Raw genomic sequence first — 20,107 nt, 5'->3', positions numbered from 1 at the left:
ATTGAAATATTTATTGCTAATGTCTACTGATCATTTGATAGTTACTGTTGCATTTCAAATCCTATTTAAGTAGATACATGGATAAGCACGTTTTCACGCTTGACGCAGCGCTTTACAACGAAGTGAAAGGCATCAATATATTGCAGGCAGTGGCCCCGCAAAATTACCGCCAAGAAAAATCTGCGTTTTTTGATTCTACGTATCGCTACACTCCAAAGTTTACCTATTCAGCAACACAAGTTGATGTGTTTTCGCGTAAACGTGCACTTTACAACCTCCCTCTTGAATCATTAACAAATCCAATTTTGATTCAACTTTACCAGCAAGTGATACATTCATACGCAGACAAACTGGACCAATTTCTGGCGGTAGGTACACCTGACTTTCTCTATGACTCAATGCGCTATTACGGCGAGCCTACGGCGAAAGATATTCGCAACGCTCATTTTATTTTGCATCTGCCCGATGAAGCGGATTCTGAAGAGCATGTATACGATTCGAATGAGATAAGTAATTGGTTATCTGGGTTTGCAGATGAAGCCGGCTACGACTACGAAATAGTGTTAGACAATACAATGATAGCTAACGCTATGGTGTCGGATCTAAAAGTTAAAGTAAATCAAAGCGCGCGCATCAACGAAACGGAGCTTAAAGCACTGGCTCATCATGAATTAGGCGTGCACCTCGCGACTACTTTGAACGCCAGACATCAACCGTTGAAAATTATGACACTTGGCTCGCCGGTAAATACTACCACTCAGGAAGGGTTGGCTATATTGTGTGAATATCTATCAGGTAATTTAACCCTTTCTCGTCTTAAGGTGCTGGCAATGCGCGTATTAGCAGTAGCGTCATTGATAAAAGACAAGCATTTTAATGATACCTTTTTGCTACTTAAAGAACAGTATCATGCGCCAGATGAGCTAGCCTTTACAATTACAGCACGGGTCTACCGTGGCGGAGGCTTCACCAAAGATTACTTGTATCTGCAAGGTTTCAGGCAAATGCTGAATGGTTACGAACAGCGCGATGACTTCCATCACTTACTTTGCGGTAAGGCTTCTTACGAGCAGTTAGATTTAATTTCTGAGATGATAAAAGAGGGTTATTTGCATGCGCCTAAATTTATTAGTCCCGCGATTAAGAATCCTGCTCAGCTTAGTGAAGTGGATAAATTTATCGCCCACGCGATTAAGTGATAAGTGATAAGTGAAAATTAAAAATTAAAACGCCAATTAAAGAAGCCGGCTAATGAAGTGACCCCACAACGCCGGCTTATTTAATTAACAAAGGTGGCTAATTACTCTTCACACAGCTCCCACGATCTTCCTTCATCGTAAGAACATTCATCAGTATGGGTGCCGTCCTCAAAACGCGTGTATTTAGTCCATTTCCCCAAGTGATTGTAATCGATTTGATAATAAGTAGTATCAACGAACCAGCTCTTTCTTTTATACCACGAACTGGCGTCTATTAACGTTTCTTCATCAAACTCATAGCCTGAATTTTCAAGTTCAGCAACCAAGTCAGAAACGCTTAACTCCTCGCTACGCCCCGCCAGATTTACCCATTCTGGCAATACGAGGGCAGTACCCTCAGCGTCAGGTTGATCAAACTCGGCTAAATAGCTTTTCCCTTCTTGCTCATAACTAATTGAAAAACGCCTATCCGGTGTTAAGTCAATAAATTCCGATTCAGGGCATTCTTCTATCGACTCTACGAAACTGCTGTTCGAACCATAATTTGTAAGTTTGTAGGTCGTTTCTGATTCGACCACGCTGACTTTTTCGTTAAATGAACATTCGTACCCTTCACTGCCTCTATAAATGATGTCATTGGTTAACGTATAGTCACCGCTTCCCCATTTTGAAGAGATTGCGTCACGATGGTAAATTGGCTTTATCACGTCTTCTAATGACGCTGTCATCATATCGTGACGAGAATAGAAATTGTCTCCTTCGAATACGGCGACTTTTCTAAACCAATGATCTTTCTCATCATCTGTATAATACGAATAAGTGCCGTTGTAGTGCACTACTCTTATTTCATCGGCAGATGGAAATTGCTTTTTCACTTCCGCTACGTACGTTAAGCTTTTTTGAAGTCCTTTTACAATCTCTTGCGCCAGGCTTTTCGAGTCTTCGTTACCTTCAGCAATAAAGTCTTCGAAAATCTCGTCTTCGCTAATATTATAGAAGTTAACGGTGTTATAAATCGTAGCGTCTATCAGTTGCGCAACTTCTTCGCGCTTCGCTTGATTGTCAATTAACGCGGAACAATCGCTGATATCATTTGTACCTAGTTCTTCCTTAATTTCCTGCCAAAGTGCAGTGGTTAAGGGTGAAATGTGCAGTAATGTTTCATCTGTAATTGCTTCTAAAACAGGGGGGCGCACCATTTGATAAGCTTCTGTCACTTCACCTAAGTCTTCATCAATAGCACCAACGGGGACATCTACGTACCAAGTGGAAAATTGAGAGCACTGACGCTCTGTTTCTGTAAGTTCTAACGAGTAGTCTCCGGCATCGCCAGAGACCGCACTAGGCTCGATGTCATCCTTAACACCATTATTGTTGAAGTCAATCCACACGGTGGCCCCTGAAACGTAACCGTCGATAACTTTTCCTCCAACAGTGTAGGTAGGGGGCGGAACCTCGCCACCTGAATCTCCATCACTTGAATCCTCATCACTCGAATCTTCTTCACTTGAGTTATCCTCTGAGGTATTTTGATCTGAGATGTCTTCGACTGGTTTTTGAAATACATCTTCTTCTTTATCACTGCCACCACAAGCAGCTAGAAGGAGGGAAACAGCGATTGCTGTAAGAGTATAATTTGTTTTCATATTTTATCTTCCATAATGTACGGCACGCACCTTGTATGCAAAGGAAACATATCAAACTTTCACTCATTTCAAAACTCTTTTATGCCTAATTTTTCGTCGTTGCGCCTGCTTTCCTTGAGATAAAAAAAACCGCCTTTCGGCGGTTTTTTTAAACACTTAAATTTGCTTTCGTCTTTTAAAACGAACTAGGGAAGTCAACAGTAACAGCGCCGTCGCCGGAGCGAATACCTGTGCTGGTGTTATAACATTCAAAGCTGAAAATACACCGGTCTGGCTCTCGGTGTAGATACCGACTTTACCCCCCGCGAACAGTAAATCGTCAAAATTAAACCTAATTTCAGAATGGGTCACTTCCGGGTTTTGGCTTGATGGTGTTTGTGCTGACTGATCGCCAGGGACACTTTGTGTAGTACCAGTCAAACTCATCGCAAAACTGTCACCTTCTCTGGTAAGCGAGAATGAATACAATGCTTCATCTACCCAGAAAAGGTCTTCCCAATTCATCACGGTGTTACTCACACCATCTTCTTCTTTTACTAAAAATAAACCCGACCTGCCGGTGATATCACTTATACCGCCTTGATTCCATCCGAGTCGATAGTGGTTTTCTGCATCTTGCCAACCAAACACGATACCTAAGATATCATCGTCGTTACATGACCCTTCTGATGGTGTTGCACACGTACTATTGTTTGCATAAGTAGGCGTAAAATTACCACTAAATATAAAATCACCGCCTAAAGAAAAATCACTGACCAATGAGCCAGATGAGTTACTTAATTTAGTCGGAGTATTGTTCAATAAACGTTTCCATCCATCGGTAGAGCTAATACGATCTGAGGAAGGGGATAACTCATAGCTCCAGGCTTTAGTGTCAACCGGTATTACTGCTGCGGAGCTTACATAAGGAATACACATTGCGAATACGGCTACAAACAACTTTTTCAAAGAACATCTCCACCTAGGTTTTGCGCGTATTTTAATCAAGGATGAGCGTGAACGCAATTTATCTTTATTTATTACACAATACTCGCTTGCACGATGTCTTTACAAGTGGTTAAAATCCGTCATTTGCAGGGCAAGGTAAAATTACAAACCTAGCGGTATGTCTCTGTTTGAATAAAAACAAGTACAATAAACTATGCGCTATTGGTTAAAATTGATTAAAACTTCTGTGGTTTGGATAACCCTCATCATTATCCACCCCGCCTTCGCTCAGTCCGTCTCTATGAATCATCAGCAGTTCTGGCAAGTGTTTGAGCAAACTTATGCTCAAACGTCGACTGTGATGGAAACTCCCCAGTTTCTCGCAGATGCTGTCCAGCTTCTGAATAAAGCTTGCGCAGAAGATATATTGCCGCACAGCATCAGCCCTTACCTTGAACAACAAGCTGAGTATTGGAAACATAACTATGGCATTGAACTAAGGGGCGGCTTAACCAGTGGTGATATTGAATCAAGTGATATCGACGAACAAGGCAGCACTTACGTCGAACTGTCCTGGGATATTTTGGATAACGGCTATAAAGAGTTTCAGTATCGTAGCAACGACTTCCAGCGAAAAGCGCTACTTGAGAAAGTCCTCCATGAGATTCGCCGACAATCTCTTGAGTACCGTTGCCGCGAGTACCAGATAAACGCTCAATTTGATAACACGTTACTTCATCTAAAGCGAACTTTACTTTCCTTAATGGAAAAAGTGTACCGTGTAGAAGAAGAAGCGTATTTCATGGGTGACAGCTATTTTGACGATCTACTCCTATCTGAAGAATCAGTGATTCAGTTACGTTATCAGGTGCGAGAGTTGGAAAATAATGCTGAGGGCCACGCGAACGTTATCAACCCTCCCCTGATAGATGTAGATATTGATGCTGTGTTAAAAGCGTCTCTCAATAATACCAGCCTCCACGCAGCCGAAAAACTGCGTAGACAAGAATATGCGAATACTAACCCCTATGACGATGGTGCACGCCTACGCTTGTTCCTGCGCAAAGAGCTTAATGTTTTATCCTCTGATAGAGACGATCTGGTAGCGGGATTGCGCTTCTCTGTGCCAATTAACTTTAAACACAAAGTTGATTCCTCCATTAAAATTCGGCAGTTTGAAAAAGATGCTCAAGTGGATAACTGGGAACGTAGCCAGCGCACGAAAAACGCTTACGCAAGTTTTCAGGAACAATTACAGCGCGTTATAACCCAAAAGTACCGTTATAAGCGTGCTAATGAACGCATTCGCAGAACGTTAGTTAAACGTACTTTGGATGAATCACTACGCCCCTCAGCCGTTGCCGCTCGCCTGAAAAACTACGCCGAAGCTGCGATTGAATTACTTGAAGCCAAACGTGAACTGTATGCGCGAATAAATAATATATTCCTGGTTAGCCAGGTGCCATTCGCTACCGAAATGCTTGCGCCTTCACCCACCGTAGCGTTGGCAGAGAGGCACCGTCCAAACCAACGCTCAATGTATTTTTGGTCTTCAACATTTAATCAATTGAGCAATACGCAATTACACCTGTTACTGCGTACCAAAAGGATTCACCGCCCTGTCATTTCTTTTTCAGAAAAAACAAATTTACCCAAGCTGAAAGATTTTATTACTGAACTGAGCCGAAAAAACCGACCATTTGAATTGATGCTAAGCACCAACACCTGGATTAGAAGAGATAAGCGGGATCAAGCCTTAGCGCAAATCGCAAAAGTAAAAACTTACTCGAATGCGATTCACCTAGATATCGAACCTCAGGTGTTGGCTGACTATAAGCAAAATAGGGAAAGATACCAGCAGGATTATGTAGAACTGATAGGTGCGATCAAAGAGAGGTACCCCGATCTGTATTTATCCCTCTCTGTCCCTTTCCATTGGGACGAAAAAACATATCGTCAACTTAAACCGTTAGCTGAGCGAATGTACGTGATGCTATATGAAACTCCTGTCGCAGAAGTGGTTAAACGCAGAGCAAACAAGCTTATTCCTTTAATAGGAAAAGACAAATTTATAGCTGCTCTAAGAACAAAAGACTTTGCCAATGAATATGAAATGGAAAGAATGATACGAACACTTGCAGAGGATGGCATACACGAATTCGCTGTTCATGATGCTGAAGAGGTCATTAATTGGGAGCAATTGCCATGAAACTTCACAATAAAAAAAGCATGTTGCGAACGGCACCGCATTCCCCCCCCCCGAGAAAGAAAACGCCAATTATCACGCAATGGCTTTATATTATTTTCTTAATCGGTATTTGCCTTTACGTGCTGTATTTCATCTTAAAGCAGGCGTTCACCATCCAAACTACCGGTGTTATTGAATCCCAGTCACTCGTAATAAAGTCTCCTTACTCGGGTTTGCTGACAATGTTTGAAACGCACCAAAGCCAGCTCATAACCCGGGGAGATATCGTCGGCATTGTTTCGCCCGAAGAAACCTGCGAACCAGAAGACAATACAAAAGACGAACGTTTGCTACATTATCGTATACAAGAAGCCAGATTGGCTTTACAGCTTCTAATTGATGAACATCAAATCGACCAACGCGAGTTTGATCGCTTACGGGCCCAAGATAGAAAACTTAAACGCGCATTGGAAGTTAACGCGCCGTTAAACAACGATAGTGACAAACTCCGCGTGACGTTAGCGAAGCAAGAAGCAGAAATTAAAATGCAGCGAGCTAAAATTAATTTATTGGAAAAACGGTATCAGGAATTAACTGAGTCGACTCGTCTTATTCAGCCTGCACGCTGTAGACCCCGTTCTATTGTTGCTGCACAAACGGGAACGGTTTCCACGGTGGCTGTGATGCAGGGCGATGCGGTTAAAGCAGGAGAAACCTTGCTCACCCTTACCCCACAAAACCCTCAGTTAACCCTTACTGCCTATTTAGAGGTGAGCGAGTTTGACGAACTTAAAATTGGCGACACCCTGACGATTGTATTGCCGGACGATAGCAATTCTAGCGGTAGAGTCGCCAAGATCACATCCTCAGCCAGCGGTCTTGATAAATTAGAATATGATGATTATCGCCCTGTATTACCACAGCTAAAAGTGATCCTTACCCCTACCACCGATGCAGAAGCTCAAAGGTGGGCACGATTTGATAAATTTCAGGTTTTAGTAGAAGGAGTGCAGTGAAATGAAGATTTACGGCATAACTACTGAGTCATCGTTTGTACTGCCTAACATTGCTACCTCCACCATCGAGAGTTTACTAGACGATACCGGAACAACGAAAGGTGCCGTGGTGCACTACACGCAGGGCGATAAAGGTAAAGTGCATCATTGGGTGCAACGTATCCGCCAGCATCCCCACCCCCGTATCTACCTAATGCCATTAGCACTCATATATGAAGGGGAAAAGCCGCCAACCTTATTACAAAAACAGTTTGATGAATGTGTATCTGTTACACAATTGAATAGTGCTTCGAGCACCAAAAGTGCACTTTTTGAACGTGTCGGTCAGTGGTTGGATAGAATACCCAATTTAGATAATAACTCTTCGGACAGCAGCATTCCATTTAAAATACTGCGTCTAATGGCTAGCAGAAACAAAGGGTTGGAGCCCATATTAACGCCTTCAAATAATAGAGGGTTTGTCTATCCGGCAATTGAACCAATGTTTGAACGCAGTGACGATAGCCCTATAACCAGTTTGGACTTTCTGCATCGACAGCAATTTTTAGGACGAGATTTTTTTAAACGTGCCCATTTTTGCCCGATCTGTGAAAGTGCGTTTCTGAATTTTATTGAAACCTGTCCAGACTGCGCTGCGGAAAACTTAACAAAAGAAGAGTTGGTACATCATTTTAAATGTGGTCACGTCGATAACCTTTCCCACTTCGAGCGTCATAATCAGTTAGTTTGTCCAAAGTGCGACGAGCGGTTGAAGCACATCGGTGTAGACTATGACAAACCCTCAATTGTTTACCAATGCAAACAGTGTACGCTGCAATTTCAGGATCCGTTATTGAAGGTTCAGTGTTATTCCTGTGAAAGTGTATCCAATATTGACGATGTCTCCGTAGAAGATATTTATGTTTATCAGCTTAGCGCAATAGGACTCAACGCAGCGCTTTATGGGCTGGACGCATTATTTACGTCTATTTTACAAACTGATCTGCAACTGTTTAGTAACCGGGAATTTAAAAGTTTCATTCATATTGAAAAGGCACGTATCTCCCGTTACAAAAAATCTACGAGTTGTGTGGCTACCATTTACTTTGAAAATTTAGATAGTCTCTTCCACCGTTTAGGCAAGCGTACAGAGCAACTATTTAAAGAAATTAGCGCTGTATTCAAGTCAGTGTTCAGGGAGTCGGATGTTATTTCCGCGTTAAACGAAAGCGTATTTGTTATTTTGATGACAGAAACTTCGGAAGAAAATGCGAATCTGGCGCTAAACCGCCTGAAAAACGCTATTCAAGATTTGTTTGAAGCAAGCCTGGCAAAAGAATTATCGGTAGGTATTTTGACGCGTGTACACAGAATCGATAGCGCTAGCGATTTAAACCTAATGCTTGAAAATGCGCTGAAGGTAGAGGAGAAATGAGTTTAGCAGGCCTGTTTGCGTTTGTTCAAAACCTAACATTCGCACAGGTGCTGGCCTATTTCTGGCCTTTCTTTTTACTGGATATGCTACGCTACGTTATCATCGAATCGCTCCTTATTTTCAAGTTCCTGTTTCGCAGAAAACGTAGACAACAAAGACGCGCTTTAGCCCGCCATCAGCTTTTTTCTGAACGTCCTGTAGTTTCCATTATTGTGCCGGGTAAAAATGAAGGGAAACACATATCTGCGCTTGCAAACTCCCTGAGCCAGCAAACGTATAACAATTTTGAGCTGATCATTGTGGATGATGGCTCTGACGACAACACCGCCCTCATTTGCCGCCACCTGCTCAAACAAGGTAAAATCGATCGTTTTTTCCGCAATGAGGTGAGAGGCGGTAAGGCTTCGGGTGCCAATACCGCACTGCGCTTTTCTAAAGGTAAATTCATTATTCATATTGATGCAGATTCTCATCTCGCTGCAGATGCCATTGAGCAAATTTTGTTACCTTTTTATTTAGATGAAACTGTCGGGGCCGTCGGTGGCGATGTGCGTGTGGCTAATGAAAATGCCAGCTTTGCCACGCGGCTACAAACCATCGAATACATCAAAACGATTAGCGCAGGTCGTGTGGCCGCATCCGAACTGGGTATATTACGAATCATATCTGGCGCTCACGGCGCATTTAAACGAGAGGTTCTAGAGCAAATTTATGGATGGGATGTCGGGCCCGGTTTAGATGGCGATATTACCCTAAAAATCAGAAAGCTGGGTTATCGGGTTGTCCACGCAGTGCACGCCGTTTGTTATACTAATGTGCCATCAAAGTTCTCCAGCTTACGCAAACAACGTTACCGCTGGGACCGCTCGCTAGTCCGTTTTAGGTTGCGAAAACATGTAAATATGTTAGCGCCTGCCTCCAATTTTCGAAGTTCTTCTTTTTTTTCAATTATTGAAAATATTGTATTTAACGTATTTTTCGACTTTAAGTGGATAGTCTATGTCATTTATATGCTCTACACCGCTCCACATTATTTAGGCTATGTATTTATTATCAATTATTTTCTGTATTTTTTAGCTAACATTGTGCAATTTATAATAGCCCGGGCGCTTATTGCCCCTTCATATTATTCGGCAGATGGTTTAACGCCGTTCTTTTTACCTCTTATGCCCTTCTACACTGGCCTGTATCTTAGAGCCGTTAGAACGTATGCTTATTTAATGGAGTTTTTACATAAAACGTCATATGACGATCCGTGGAATCCTTGGAAGGTTTCACGCATCGCCAAAAAAGAAAAATTATGAGGCTTGCTTTAGCTTTCTGTCCTGTACCAGCTTTGTAATAATGCTAGTCAGGTTAGTGATATTAAATATGGTCCCGAAAATACTGCCCACTGCTATGGCATAAATTAACCCAAGCAATTCAGCCAAAATAAACCACTGTCGAATTCGGGTTGCATCGCGCAATACAATTGAGCCAACAGTGAAAATAAGTGCTGAAGAATATGCAAAGAATATTAACCAGTCATGGTTCAAGATAAACCATTCATAGGCCAGAAAGCCGACGTTTGCAGCGACAAAGCCGATTAATACGCCTTTGCCACGATTTTTAAGCGCAACTATATTTCTGATACTAGCCAGCAGACAGCCTATACCCGCAGCCATGGCGTCCAGCATAAAAAAGTGAATACTGACACAAAAAAGCGCTACCGCAGACACAACTAGATAACGATCTACCGTGTTTTGACGGTACCCAATAAAATTAAAAATAACTGCAAGAGCACCAAAGCCCTCAGCCCAGAACTGCATAGACAAACCCTACAAAAAAACAGACAAATTATGTCAACGAAGCTTGCTAATCATTTTATGGTCGTTGGGCAGAGAAAAAGGTGTTAACACCACATCTGCGGGATACGCGAACAAGCCAAAGCGATTGCCACTGGTGTGACTTAATACAACCGCATGAACGGGCATTGACTCCATATCATGATGGCAAGGATCAAAAAGCGGAACATCATACTTGTCCAGGGACAAAATGGCTACTTTTTGTTTCTCATGATAGATAAAACGCTCCGCAATCGGATGCTTTATAATCGCATAAACCTGAAACTTGGGGACGCGCCATTCAGTACCGCGCCACTGAAAAGGCTGAATCTGGATCCGCTTGACAATCTTTTCGATACACTCGGGTAACATACTTGCCTCCGTTATGTAGCTTGATGCCGTTAGAAGTGCAAGTAAAACTCCCTGCACAGCGCTTTAAATTCGTTACTATATTGGCCTTGTTTGTTTCTTATGACTACCGATTGCCTATTTAGTTGATACTCATTATCTGACTTTTCGGATTGGTGAAATTTAAAGGCTAAAACATGTGCCGTAGTCTTATGTGAATGCGTTATTGCCAATATTTCTTCGCAGCTTAATTTTGCTGCGCTCGCTAATGTAAGGATTTCCTCCTCGCGGGCGGCAGGATATAAACAATAAAAATAACCTGACAGTTTTAAGTGCCGAGAAACCCAATTAAATAATATAGCGGGGGATAGTTCGCAGGCAGTGCGGGCCAGTTCTCTACTTCTCACCTGTTGTTTATAGGCATTCGTAGGCGTCGCCGGTCCAGCGAAATAAGGAGGGTTGGAAATTATGGTTGCGTAATGCTGGACTGGCTCAAAATGTGTCAGATCAGTTCGGAGTACGTTTAGTCGCTCCGCCCAAGGGGATGCGGCGAAGTTACTAGCCGCCTGTCTCGCTGCTAGGGTGTCTATTTCTATAGCCACAACGAATTCGCCTTGCTTTTTTTGCGCCATCATCAACGCTAAAATGCCGCTTCCGGTGCCAATATCGACAATTGGGCCTGCTATCGGAGCTGGACTCGCCCAGCTGCCTAAGATCATGCTGTCAGTATTGACCTTCATTGCGCAATGTTGCTGCTCAACGACAAATTGCTTGCAGGCAAATACTGAGCCTTTAGTCTTCATCAAATACCTGAAGCCTTATCATCTTATGTGCTACTTCAATAGCCGAAACAGGTTGATACTTTTTTAGCGGGCCGACTAAAAACATACCTAAAACAGGGGCAATCGTTTGCGCTATATCTTCCAGGGGACGATTCTCATGACGTTCACCAAGTAATAAAGAGGGTCGTACAGCTGCTGCGTTTTTTAGCTGTGTCATCCCCATAATAGCGTTTTCCAATTCCCCTTTTACACGTAAATAAAAGTTGGAACTTTTTGCATTGGCACCTATGGAAGATATCCACACAAAGCTTTTGCATTGCTGGGAGCGGGTGAGCTGAGCGGCCACATGGACGTATTCGAAATCCACCTTCCTAAACGCCTCCTGGCTGCCTGCTTTCTGGATAGTAGTACCCAAACAACAGTACACGTGATCAACCTTAAAGTAACCCTCATAATCCTGTAACGAATCAAAATCGATGACTAGCCAGTTCACTTTTTTCTGGTGATGGCCCACTACAGATAACGGCATAGGACGTCTGACTAAACAGGTGACCTGCTTATATCGGGGATCATCCTGTAACTGTCTGACCAGTGCTTTTCCGACCAATCCTGTTGCGCCCAGGACTAATGCCGTTTTAAATTGCGCCACCTTATGCCATCCTATTGCTAACGTTTATTAACAGTGCGTTATGCTATATAGCTTATTTTGTCACTTTTTGTCGTAGCTAAGCTGCCCACATAATAAAACGATTTGGTATAGCCTATCTACTTTTTACTTTTTACTTTGCATCAACAAGACGATATTTAGAATGAAAAGAGCCTTACTTTGTGGAGCCCTCATGCTCACCACTTTTGCCAATGCAGAACAGCTCACCATCGAGCGTATTTTTGAGTCCCCCTCGTTAGATGGGAATGCCCCCACTAAATTAAAAGTATCCCCCGACTCGCAAAGGGTTACTTTTCTAAAAGGAAAAATAACCGATTATGAGAAACTTGACCTGTGGGAGTATCACATAGCCTCGGGTAAAACCCGCATGTTGTTTGATTCAGATAAACTACAAAGCGATAAAGTGGAATTATCTGATGAAGAAAAAGCACGTCGTGAGCGGATGCGATTGAAAGGCACGGGAATTGTAAGTTATGAATGGTCAGAAGATGGTAAAGCCCTGTTATTTCCTCTCGGCGGCGATGTTTACTATCACAAATTAGGACAGCAGGGCGCAAAACAGTTACTCGATACCGAAGCGTTCGAAACAGATATTAAGCTTTCCCCAAAGGGTAACTTTATTTCCTATATTCGCCAACAAAACCTTTACATAAAGCATATTGAAACAGGCGCTGAAACAGCCATCACCACAGAAGGGGGTGGCGATATTAAATTCGGCATGGCTGAATTTGTTGCCCAGGAAGAAATGAGCCGAATGACAGGTTACTGGTGGTCACCTGATGAAAGTTTCATTGCTTTTACTAAAGTGGATGAGGGGCGGGTTGACGTTATTACTCGCTCAGAAATTTACGCTGACGACATTAAAATGATCGAACAGAAATATCCTGCGGCGGGCAAAGCTAATGTAAAAGTAAATCTGGCTATCCACAATATCGACACTAATAAACGCCAGTGGGTCGATCTGGGCGAAAACGAAGATATTTATTTCGCTCGTGGGAAGTGGATGCTAGACAGCAAAACTTTCACCTATCAATGGCAAAGCCGTGATCAGCAAACGTTAGAATTACGGGCGTACAATGTTGAATCTAAATCTCAGAAAACCTTGCTAACTGAACAAAGTGACACCTGGATTAATCTACATGATGATTTGGTATTTTTAAAAAAATCACCGCAGTTTATTTGGGCATCTGAAAAAGATGGGTATAAACATCTTTATCTGATGGAAAATAGTGGCAAACAAATACGCCAACTGACCCAAGGGGAGTGGGTTGTAGATAAACTTGAAGCAATTAATGAAGATGCTGGGCTTATTTATTTCACGGGACGTAAAGATACCCCCATTGAAAGTCATCTTTATTCAGTACCCCTTACTGGCGGAGAAGTTACCCGCATCACCTCTAAGGAGGGCTTTCATGATATTGAATTTAGTTCAGATGCTGGTGTGTATGTAGACAGTTTTTCTACAATTAATCGTCCTCCGCAAGTTAGTTTGCACCGCGCCGATGGTAAGCAAATCACCTGGTTAGAACAGAACAAGCTTGATCATAACCACCCCCTAACACCCTACGTCGAAGGATGGACAAAGCCTGAGTTTGGTACTTTTCAAACAGAGGATAATGTTACTTTATACTACCGTCTATTCAAACCCGAGAACCTAAAGAAAAAACATCCAGCGATCGTATTTTTATACGGTGGTCCCCATGCCCAAGTGGTGCAGAACAAGTGGTATGGCAACCGCGGTTTGCTTATGCAGTATTGGGTTGACCAGGGGTACGTCGTGTTCTCAGTCGACAACCGGGGATCAAACTATAGAGGCAAAGCATTTGAAGACCCGATTTATAAAAAAATGGGCGCAATTGAAGTCGCAGATCAGGTTGCCGGAATCAAATTTTTACGCACGCTTCCTTACATAGATGCCGAAAGAATTGGGGTGCATGGTCACAGTTATGGTGGTTATATGACGTTAATGACTATGTTTAAAGCGCCAGAATATTTTAAAGCAGGCGTAGCTGGGGCGCCCGTTACCGATTGGCGATTATACGATACCCACTATACCGAACGCTATATGGGTCAGCCACAATTGGATGATAAGGCTTACACCGATTCTTCTGTATTCCCATACGCAAAGAACCTTAAGGGTCCTTTGTTAATTTATCACGGAATGGCTGATGATAACGTGCTGTTCACCCATAGTACGCGTCTTTACAAGTATTTACAGGATCTAGGCATTCCGTTTGAAGTTATGGATTACCCCGGTAAAAAACATAGCATCAAGGGTAAAGCTACCGGTACCCACTTATATAAAACTATTACTCATTTCTTTAACCGAAACCTTCAGCCTTATTAATAGTATCCGCAGGGGTGTAAACGTTTCTTACGCCCCCTTAGTTTCTACAGTAAGTATATGCATAAAATTCACCTTGCATTCAACCAGTTAACGCGGCGAGACAGTTAACAACTCCGTAACAGCTTGTAACATTTATATTCTTCTTATATGGTTAGTTGTCCGAAATTTATTCGGTTTAATAAAAATAAGTGTCTGAATACAATCAGGCTATTCAACCTTAAATAACACAAGTGAAGAAGAAGTCTATGTTTAAAACGACAGTAAAACCCGCATTCGCCGCTACCCTTTTGGCACTTAGTGTGTCTGCTGTAGCTGATAATGATCGCTACATCATTCAGGTAGATAATAATGGCAAAGGCATTGTGAAAGCGATTGCTAAACAAGCTGGCGCGGATATCAAAGTGGATGCGGATGGATTTATTGCTGCAACATTTACAGGGAAGTCACTTGAGCAGGTTAAAGGGTTAATGAATAACCCTCACGTAAAATTAGTCGAAGCTGATCAGGTTCGTCGTCCAATGGCATTGTTCAACGATGATGCAGGCGATCCCATGGTGACTCAGGTAACACCTTACGCGGTTTACCAGTCGCAAGCTAATCAGCTTTCATTTAACGCTAATGCAGGCATGAAGGTGTGTGTTATCGACTCTGGCCTTGATAGCTCTAACTCAGACTTTGTCTGGTCTGCGATTACGGGTGATAACGACCCGGGTACAGGAAACTGGTTTGATAATGGCGGCCCACATGGTACACACGTAGCAGGCACAATCGGTGCAGCAGACAATGGTTATGGTGTTGTCGGTATGGCACCGGGCGTCGATATGCACATAATTAAAGTATTTAACGCTGAGGGCTGGGGCTATTCATCCGACTTGGCACACGCGGCACAGCTTTGTCAGCAGGCTGGTGCGAACATCATCAACATGAGTCTTGGTGGTGGTGGTGCCAACAGCACTGAAGAAAATGCGTTTATAAATTTTGTTAATGACGGTGGTTTCGTTGTAGCCGCAGCGGGTAACGACGGGAATTCTGTCCGTTCCTATCCAGCAGGTTATCCTGCGGTTATGATGATAGGTGCGAACGATGCCGACAATAATATTGCAGATTTCTCGCAGTATCCTTCATGTACCACAGGCCGTGGAAAGAACGTTACAACAGACGAAACCATCTGTGTTGAAGTTACTGCGGGCGGTGTAGATACCTTGTCTACCTACCCGGCTGGTATGGCTACAGTGTCATCGTTATCTGCTGATGGTGTAAGCTTTGACTCTTCAGCGATGGAAAACGGCGGTAACGCTTCTGGGGCCACCTATTTTATGGGACTTGGCGATACAATCGACAGTGGCGCAGCAGGTAAAATCTGCGTGATGGACCGTGGCAGCATTTCCTTCTACGACAAAGTGAATAATTGTGAACAGTCTGGTGGTATAGGTGCTGTTATCATTAATAATGAAGCAGGCATGCTTTACGCTACACTTGGGGAAACGAATGATACAACTATACCTGCGGTAGGTGCTGCGCTCGAAGATCGTTCAGCCCTGGTAGCAGCTACAAATATGGATCTTAGCATTGATGCCAGCGACTATGGTTTCATGAGCGGAACCTCCATGGCGACCCCTGCTGTTGCGGGTATGGCAGCGCTAGTATGGTCTAATCACCCAACGTGTACAGGCGAAGACATTCGTGCGGCGTTTAAAGCCACCGCGATGGATTCGGGCGCTTCGGGTAAAGACAATTTCTTCGGTTACGGTATTGTTCAAGCAGCTGATGCATCCGCTTACCTGACAGCTAACGGTTGTTCGGGCGGTGGTACTGGTGGTGGAAGTGACCTAACCCTGAGCGCTAATGGTTACAAAGTTCAAGGCAGACAGCGTGTTGACCTGACTTGGAGTAATGCAAGCACGTCTAATGTAGATATCTTCCGCGACGGTGCGAAAATCACTACCACGGCGAACGATGGCGCTTATACCGATAATTTAAATGTTAAAGGTGGTGGCAGCTATCTTTATCAGGTATGTGAAGCTTCTTCGTCAACTTGTTCCGCTACAGTAAATGTAGTGTTCTAACATAGAATACTGCTGTAGCGAGGCTGCATGCGTATATTTTAAAATCCGATGATAGTCTATATCATCGGATTTTTTATTTTAGCCAAACAGTTTTTCAGCTAACGCTTTTTGTACCCCTGGCGCCGCGTTTTTACTCAGCTCAATTTTTAGTGGTGCGTCTTGCCCTGATACCCAAACGGTCAGTTCCGAGTCCATATCGAAATGCCCTGCAGATTCAACCACGAACTGAGTAATCGCTCGATATGGAATGGAGTGATAATTTACCTTCCGACCTGTTAAACCCTGTTTGTCGATGAACATTACTCTACCCGAAGTAAAAATAACCAGATCCCGAACCAGTTTGTACGCTTTTATTACTTGCTCAGTGTCGGCCAAAATAGGCGATAATTCCTCTCTGACTTCTTCTATACTGGTTTCACTGGCATTACCCATGAGGGTGTCTAACAGTCCCATTTGGCTCTCCTTTTTTCTTCACTTTCACATGGTTACAGTGTTAGTGTAGCAACATAAATAGCTAAAGAAATGACATAATAATTAATGACCCGTATTAGTATCGCTGACATTCAGGCCGCTCATTTACGCATTCAAAACACCGTTAAGCGTACACCACTTTTAGAATCCTCATTGTTAAATAAGTGGCTGGGCCAGCGAATTTTATTCAAAGCTGAGTGCTTACAAACGGTGGGTGCATTTAAAATCCGTGGCGCTACAAACTTCGTTGCTCGTCTTCAAGGGCAAGGCGAAATGCCCAAACATATTGTGGCCAACAGTTCAGGTAACCATGCTCAAGCAGTTGCTTGTACAGCACGTGAGTATGGTATCCCAGCGACTATTTTCGCCTCAAAAAACATTTCTGAAGTAAAAGCAGCTGCCACCCAAAGTTACGGGGCAGAACTAAAATTATTTGATTCACGTAGCGATGCCGATAAGGCGGTAGCCCTCGCCGCGGACAATAATGGTACCGTTTGGATCCCTCCGTATAACCACGAAGATATCATCGCCGGCCAGGGAACCTGCGCTCTTGAGGCAATTGAGGACGCCGGTCATGCCGACGCGATTTTCGCCCCCTGTGGTGGCGGTGGATTGCTAACTGGTACCTTAATTACGGCCCGTGCAATGTTACCTGAAGCTAAAGTAATTGGGAGTGAGCCGTTATTGGCGAATGATGCCGCACAGTCTTTGCAAAGCGGGAAAATTGAAATGCTTTCTACGGCGCCAGACACATTAGCTGATGGTGCCGCGACCCCATGTCTGGGAGCACTAACCTTTCCATTTATTCAACAGCTGGACGAATTTTACGAGGTTAACGAACAACAAATTGCGTACTGGACTCAGTGGCTACAACATTTATTAAAGATGCACGTCGAACCTACGAGTGCCATGAGTATGGCCGCAGTGGTAGCATGGGCAATTTCAGCCCCTCCCGGCCAAACGGCGATAGTACTACTCACTGGCGGTAACGTCAGTCAGCAATCCATGCGAAAAATCTGGCAAAACGACTACTTATTGCAACCCCCAAACATTACTGAACAGGAATGAGGTTATGCGACAAAAATTAATATGTCTAATGATGATTATGACTGGTTTTACCGTAAATGCATCAACATTAGTCACAAACGTAAAAGGCTATACGTTGGATGACTCGGGTAAGTTAATAACCTTCTCTTCCCTTTTATTTGATCAAGGTAAAGTAAAAGCACTAGATCCGCACCAGCCCGATGCCGAAGAGGTAATAGATGGTAAAGGTCACATCATGATGCCAGGGTTGATTGACGCCCATGGTCATCTTTTGGGGCTGGGGGATAATTTATTAAAGGTTGATTTACGTAATGCAACCAGTGAAAAAGAGGCTGCAAAAAATGTTTCAGAATACGCATTGGGAAAAGCCGACCTTAACTGGATCACTGGGCGTGGCTGGAATCAGGAGTTGTGGTCAGACCGAGCCTTCCCAACTAAGGCATCCTTAGATGAACTAAATATTAATAAGCCTATTTGGCTTACGCGTGTTGATGGCCATGCGGGCTGGGCCAACAGCAAAGCTATGGAAATTGCAGGTATTACCAAATCAACACAAGATCCAATAGGCGGTGAAATTATTCGCGATGCACAAGGGAACGCGACAGGGGTATTGATTGATAAAGCGATGGATTTAGTTGAAAAACATATGCCAGGTGAGTCCGCGCCCGTAATGAATGCGCAATTACGTGCCGCAGGTAAGCATTTGGTAAGCCTAGGTATAACCAGTATGCACGATGCAGGTATTGGGCACAGTACCTATACGTTTTACTTAGCCAAAGCCGTTGAACACGATTTACCTTTACGAATTTATGCCATGGTGAGTGCAACCGATCCTCAACTTGATCATATACTGGAAAGGGGAAAAATAATCGATCCAGACGGTATGTTGGTTATACGTAGCGTCAAAGCTTATGGTGACGGCGCCTTGGGTAGTCGAGGTGCGGCATTATTGAAACCTTACAGTGATGCCAAGCATCAGCACGGATTATTGCTGACCGCTCAGAACGAAATGCCAAGACTGTTTAATAAAGTCATCAATGCAGGCTTTCAACTCAATTATCACGCTATCGGCGATAAAGCTAATAGGTTAGCGCTCGACCAATTTGAGCGCACATTCAATGATATAGGCGGAAGAGATCTACGAAACCGTATTGAACATGCCCAAGTAATAGCCAGTAAAGATTTGCCCCGATTCGCCCAGCTTAGTGTATTACCTTCTATGCAACCAACCCATGCTACCAGCGATAAGAACATGGCAGAAGACAGGGTTGGAAAAGACCGAATTAAAGGTGCATACGCATGGCAAACACTGTTAAAGTCTGGGGTAAAAGTCCCCCTTGGCTCAGACTTCCCGGTTGAGTTAGCGAATCCGTTTTATGGTATTCACGCTGCGGTAACAAGACAAGATAGAGACAATCAACCAGTAAAAGGTTGGTATCCTGAAGAGGCACTAACGGTCAAACAAGCATTTAAAGGCTTCACCTTAGATGCGGCTTATGCCGCCCATATGGAAGAAGAAATTGGCACTCTCACCCCTGGCAAAAGAGCAGATTTTATTTTTGTCGATAGCGATATTTTCACCATACCAGCAACCGATATCTGGAAAACCAAGGTGCTTGCTACGTGGATTGATGGAAACCAGGTTTATCGCGCGGAGTAGTCGAAGTATGTCTGTTTTAGTCTGAGATAACAGCATCTTGTTTCAGGTTGCGTACAGTTGGTATAGCAGCTAAAAGCAGCGCTGGTGCAGCCAGGGCTGCTTTTTAATAGTTTTAGTGTCCGCATTTACTGACGATGGGGTGGTGGTGTGTGCGCTACTAACATAATCGACACAAGCTTCACGGTTTTGATGTAACTTGCCTATTTGATCGTTATACCATTAGCCGAAGCGCTAAGTGGCAAGTGGCAGCTGACCCTAGCCCCTTATCATAAATTCAATGGTAAGCATGGCCTATTCGTAGTATCGATATCTTCAGCTTTTCAACACTATAAATGAACACTATCAGACCCATGTTCATGCTATTTATAATACACAGGTAAACGTGGTAAAGTACCCGGTTCACTTCAGTCAGCGTGCCACAATTATTATTTCAGTTCGCCATAATGGACGGTCAACTTGGATAAATAAGGAATCTAATCGAAGCCCAGTGTTCATTGGTTATGGTC

The 20,107-nt window shown here is 43.4% G+C and carries 16 protein-coding genes; 9 read left to right on the top strand and 7 right to left on the bottom strand.

The features are described from left to right. Positions 1-77 precede the first annotated feature (77 nt). The gene (locus tag OPS28_RS12710; protein ID WP_265609843.1) at positions 78-1,199 is read left to right on the top strand and encodes a flavohemoglobin expression-modulating QEGLA motif protein; all 1,122 of its coding nucleotides are present in this window, start codon (positions 78-80) and stop codon (positions 1,197-1,199) included. Between the two features lie 101 nt (positions 1,200-1,300). Here OPS28_RS12710 and OPS28_RS12705 read toward each other — a convergent pair whose 3' ends face one another. Together OPS28_RS12705 and OPS28_RS12700 are read right to left on the bottom strand one after the other, a co-directional pair. After that, positions 1,301-2,845, bottom strand: coding sequence for a hypothetical protein (locus OPS28_RS12705; RefSeq protein WP_265609842.1), 1,545 nt, complete (start codon positions 2,843-2,845; stop codon positions 1,301-1,303). 156 nt (positions 2,846-3,001) lie between these two features. Next, entirely contained in the window at positions 3,002-3,793 is a 792-nt protein-coding gene (locus tag OPS28_RS12700; protein WP_265609841.1) for a hypothetical protein, read from the bottom strand. A 193-nt stretch (positions 3,794-3,986) separates the two neighbouring features. Here OPS28_RS12700 and OPS28_RS12695 point away from each other — a divergent pair, with 193 nt between their 5' ends. Genes OPS28_RS12695 through OPS28_RS12680 form a run of 4 tightly spaced genes read left to right on the top strand, consistent with a single transcriptional unit; the run spans position 3,987 to position 9,694 of the window. Beyond that, the gene (locus OPS28_RS12695; protein ID WP_265609840.1) at positions 3,987-5,981 is read left to right on the top strand and encodes a hypothetical protein; all 1,995 of its coding nucleotides are present in this window, start codon (positions 3,987-3,989) and stop codon (positions 5,979-5,981) included. Then, positions 5,978-6,976, top strand: a complete 999-nt coding sequence (locus OPS28_RS12690; protein ID WP_265609839.1) for an HlyD family efflux transporter periplasmic adaptor subunit — start codon at positions 5,978-5,980, stop codon at positions 6,974-6,976. Before OPS28_RS12695 ends, OPS28_RS12690 begins: the two co-directional genes overlap by 4 nt. A gap of 1 nt (position 6,977) precedes the next feature. After that, positions 6,978-8,390 (top strand): diguanylate cyclase domain-containing protein, encoded by a 1,413-nt coding sequence (locus OPS28_RS12685; RefSeq protein WP_265609838.1) that lies wholly within the window; start codon positions 6,978-6,980, stop codon positions 8,388-8,390. Beyond that, positions 8,387-9,694 carry a glycosyltransferase family 2 protein gene (locus OPS28_RS12680; RefSeq protein WP_265609837.1) on the top strand — a complete coding sequence of 436 codons (1,308 nt, stop codon included), beginning with the start codon at positions 8,387-8,389 and terminating at the stop codon, positions 9,692-9,694. The genes OPS28_RS12685 and OPS28_RS12680 overlap by 4 nt, the downstream gene beginning before the upstream one ends. Here OPS28_RS12680 and OPS28_RS12675 read toward each other — a convergent pair. Genes OPS28_RS12675 through OPS28_RS12660 form a run of 4 tightly spaced genes read right to left on the bottom strand, consistent with a single transcriptional unit; the run spans position 9,689 to position 11,992 of the window. Beyond that, positions 9,689-10,198 (bottom strand): YgjV family protein, encoded by a 510-nt coding sequence (locus tag OPS28_RS12675; protein WP_265609836.1) that lies wholly within the window; start codon positions 10,196-10,198, stop codon positions 9,689-9,691. The genes OPS28_RS12680 and OPS28_RS12675 overlap by 6 nt on opposite strands. A gap of 33 nt (positions 10,199-10,231) precedes the next feature. After that, positions 10,232-10,585, bottom strand: coding sequence for a hypothetical protein (locus OPS28_RS12670; RefSeq protein WP_265609835.1), 354 nt, complete (start codon positions 10,583-10,585; stop codon positions 10,232-10,234). Positions 10,586-10,614: 29 nt separating this feature from the next. After that, positions 10,615-11,364 (bottom strand): tRNA1(Val) (adenine(37)-N6)-methyltransferase, encoded by a 750-nt coding sequence (locus OPS28_RS12665; RefSeq protein WP_265609834.1) that lies wholly within the window; start codon positions 11,362-11,364, stop codon positions 10,615-10,617. Next, positions 11,354-11,992, bottom strand: a complete 639-nt coding sequence (locus tag OPS28_RS12660) for an NAD(P)H-binding protein (protein WP_265609833.1) — start codon at positions 11,990-11,992, stop codon at positions 11,354-11,356. Before OPS28_RS12660 ends, OPS28_RS12665 begins: the two co-directional genes overlap by 11 nt. A gap of 160 nt (positions 11,993-12,152) precedes the next feature. Here OPS28_RS12660 and OPS28_RS12655 point away from each other — a divergent pair, with 160 nt between their 5' ends. Together OPS28_RS12655 and OPS28_RS12650 are read left to right on the top strand one after the other, a co-directional pair. Further along, entirely contained in the window at positions 12,153-14,357 is a 2,205-nt protein-coding gene (locus OPS28_RS12655) for a S9 family peptidase (RefSeq protein WP_265609832.1), read from the top strand. Positions 14,358-14,602: 245 nt separating this feature from the next. Beyond that, entirely contained in the window at positions 14,603-16,423 is a 1,821-nt protein-coding gene (locus OPS28_RS12650; RefSeq protein WP_265609831.1) for a S8 family serine peptidase, read from the top strand. Positions 16,424-16,501: 78 nt separating this feature from the next. On the opposite strand, the gene OPS28_RS12645 is transcribed toward OPS28_RS12650, so the two are convergent. Further along, positions 16,502-16,876, bottom strand: a complete 375-nt coding sequence (locus tag OPS28_RS12645) for a PH domain-containing protein (RefSeq protein ID WP_265609830.1) — start codon at positions 16,874-16,876, stop codon at positions 16,502-16,504. 84 nt (positions 16,877-16,960) lie between these two features. On the opposite strand from OPS28_RS12645, the gene OPS28_RS12640 reads away from it, so the two are divergent. Continuing rightward, positions 16,961-17,962, top strand: a complete 1,002-nt coding sequence (locus OPS28_RS12640) for a serine/threonine dehydratase (RefSeq protein ID WP_265609829.1) — start codon at positions 16,961-16,963, stop codon at positions 17,960-17,962. Between the two features lie 4 nt (positions 17,963-17,966). Next, complete coding sequence (locus OPS28_RS12635) at positions 17,967-19,601, top strand: amidohydrolase (RefSeq protein ID WP_265609828.1); 1,635 nt, start codon at positions 17,967-17,969, stop codon at positions 19,599-19,601. The last annotated feature ends 506 nt before the right edge of the window (positions 19,602-20,107 follow it).

The sequence above is a fragment of the Alteromonas sp. ASW11-130 genome, assembly GCF_026183735.1.
GTDB lineage: Bacteria > Pseudomonadota > Gammaproteobacteria > Enterobacterales > Alteromonadaceae > Alteromonas.
Note: the sequence above shows the minus strand (reverse complement) of the source record. Positions and strands in the feature narration are given on the sequence as shown.

Bases quoted from the DNA above. Each gene is read 5' to 3' on its own strand.
- OPS28_RS12670 (WP_265609835.1), bottom strand. From the start codon at position 10,585: ATGTTACCCGAGTGTATCGAAAAGATTGTCAAGCGGATCCAGATTCAG.
- OPS28_RS12675 (WP_265609836.1), bottom strand. From the start codon at position 10,198: ATGCAGTTCTGGGCTGAGGGCTTTGGTGCTCTTGCAGTTATTTTTAAT.
- OPS28_RS12640 (WP_265609829.1), top strand. From the start codon at position 16,961: ATGACCCGTATTAGTATCGCTGACATTCAGGCCGCTCATTTACGCATT.
- OPS28_RS12635 (WP_265609828.1), top strand. From the start codon at position 17,967: ATGCGACAAAAATTAATATGTCTAATGATGATTATGACTGGTTTTACC.
- OPS28_RS12695 (WP_265609840.1), top strand. From the start codon at position 3,987: ATGCGCTATTGGTTAAAATTGATTAAAACTTCTGTGGTTTGGATAACC.
- OPS28_RS12705 (WP_265609842.1), bottom strand. From the start codon at position 2,845: ATGAAAACAAATTATACTCTTACAGCAATCGCTGTTTCCCTCCTTCTA.
- OPS28_RS12680 (WP_265609837.1), top strand. From the start codon at position 8,387: ATGAGTTTAGCAGGCCTGTTTGCGTTTGTTCAAAACCTAACATTCGCA.
- OPS28_RS12655 (WP_265609832.1), top strand. From the start codon at position 12,153: ATGAAAAGAGCCTTACTTTGTGGAGCCCTCATGCTCACCACTTTTGCC.
- OPS28_RS12710 (WP_265609843.1), top strand. From the start codon at position 78: ATGGATAAGCACGTTTTCACGCTTGACGCAGCGCTTTACAACGAAGTG.
- OPS28_RS12665 (WP_265609834.1), bottom strand. From the start codon at position 11,364: ATGAAGACTAAAGGCTCAGTATTTGCCTGCAAGCAATTTGTCGTTGAG.
- OPS28_RS12685 (WP_265609838.1), top strand. From the start codon at position 6,978: ATGAAGATTTACGGCATAACTACTGAGTCATCGTTTGTACTGCCTAAC.
- OPS28_RS12690 (WP_265609839.1), top strand. From the start codon at position 5,978: ATGAAACTTCACAATAAAAAAAGCATGTTGCGAACGGCACCGCATTCC.
- OPS28_RS12645 (WP_265609830.1), bottom strand. From the start codon at position 16,876: ATGGGACTGTTAGACACCCTCATGGGTAATGCCAGTGAAACCAGTATA.
- OPS28_RS12650 (WP_265609831.1), top strand. From the start codon at position 14,603: ATGTTTAAAACGACAGTAAAACCCGCATTCGCCGCTACCCTTTTGGCA.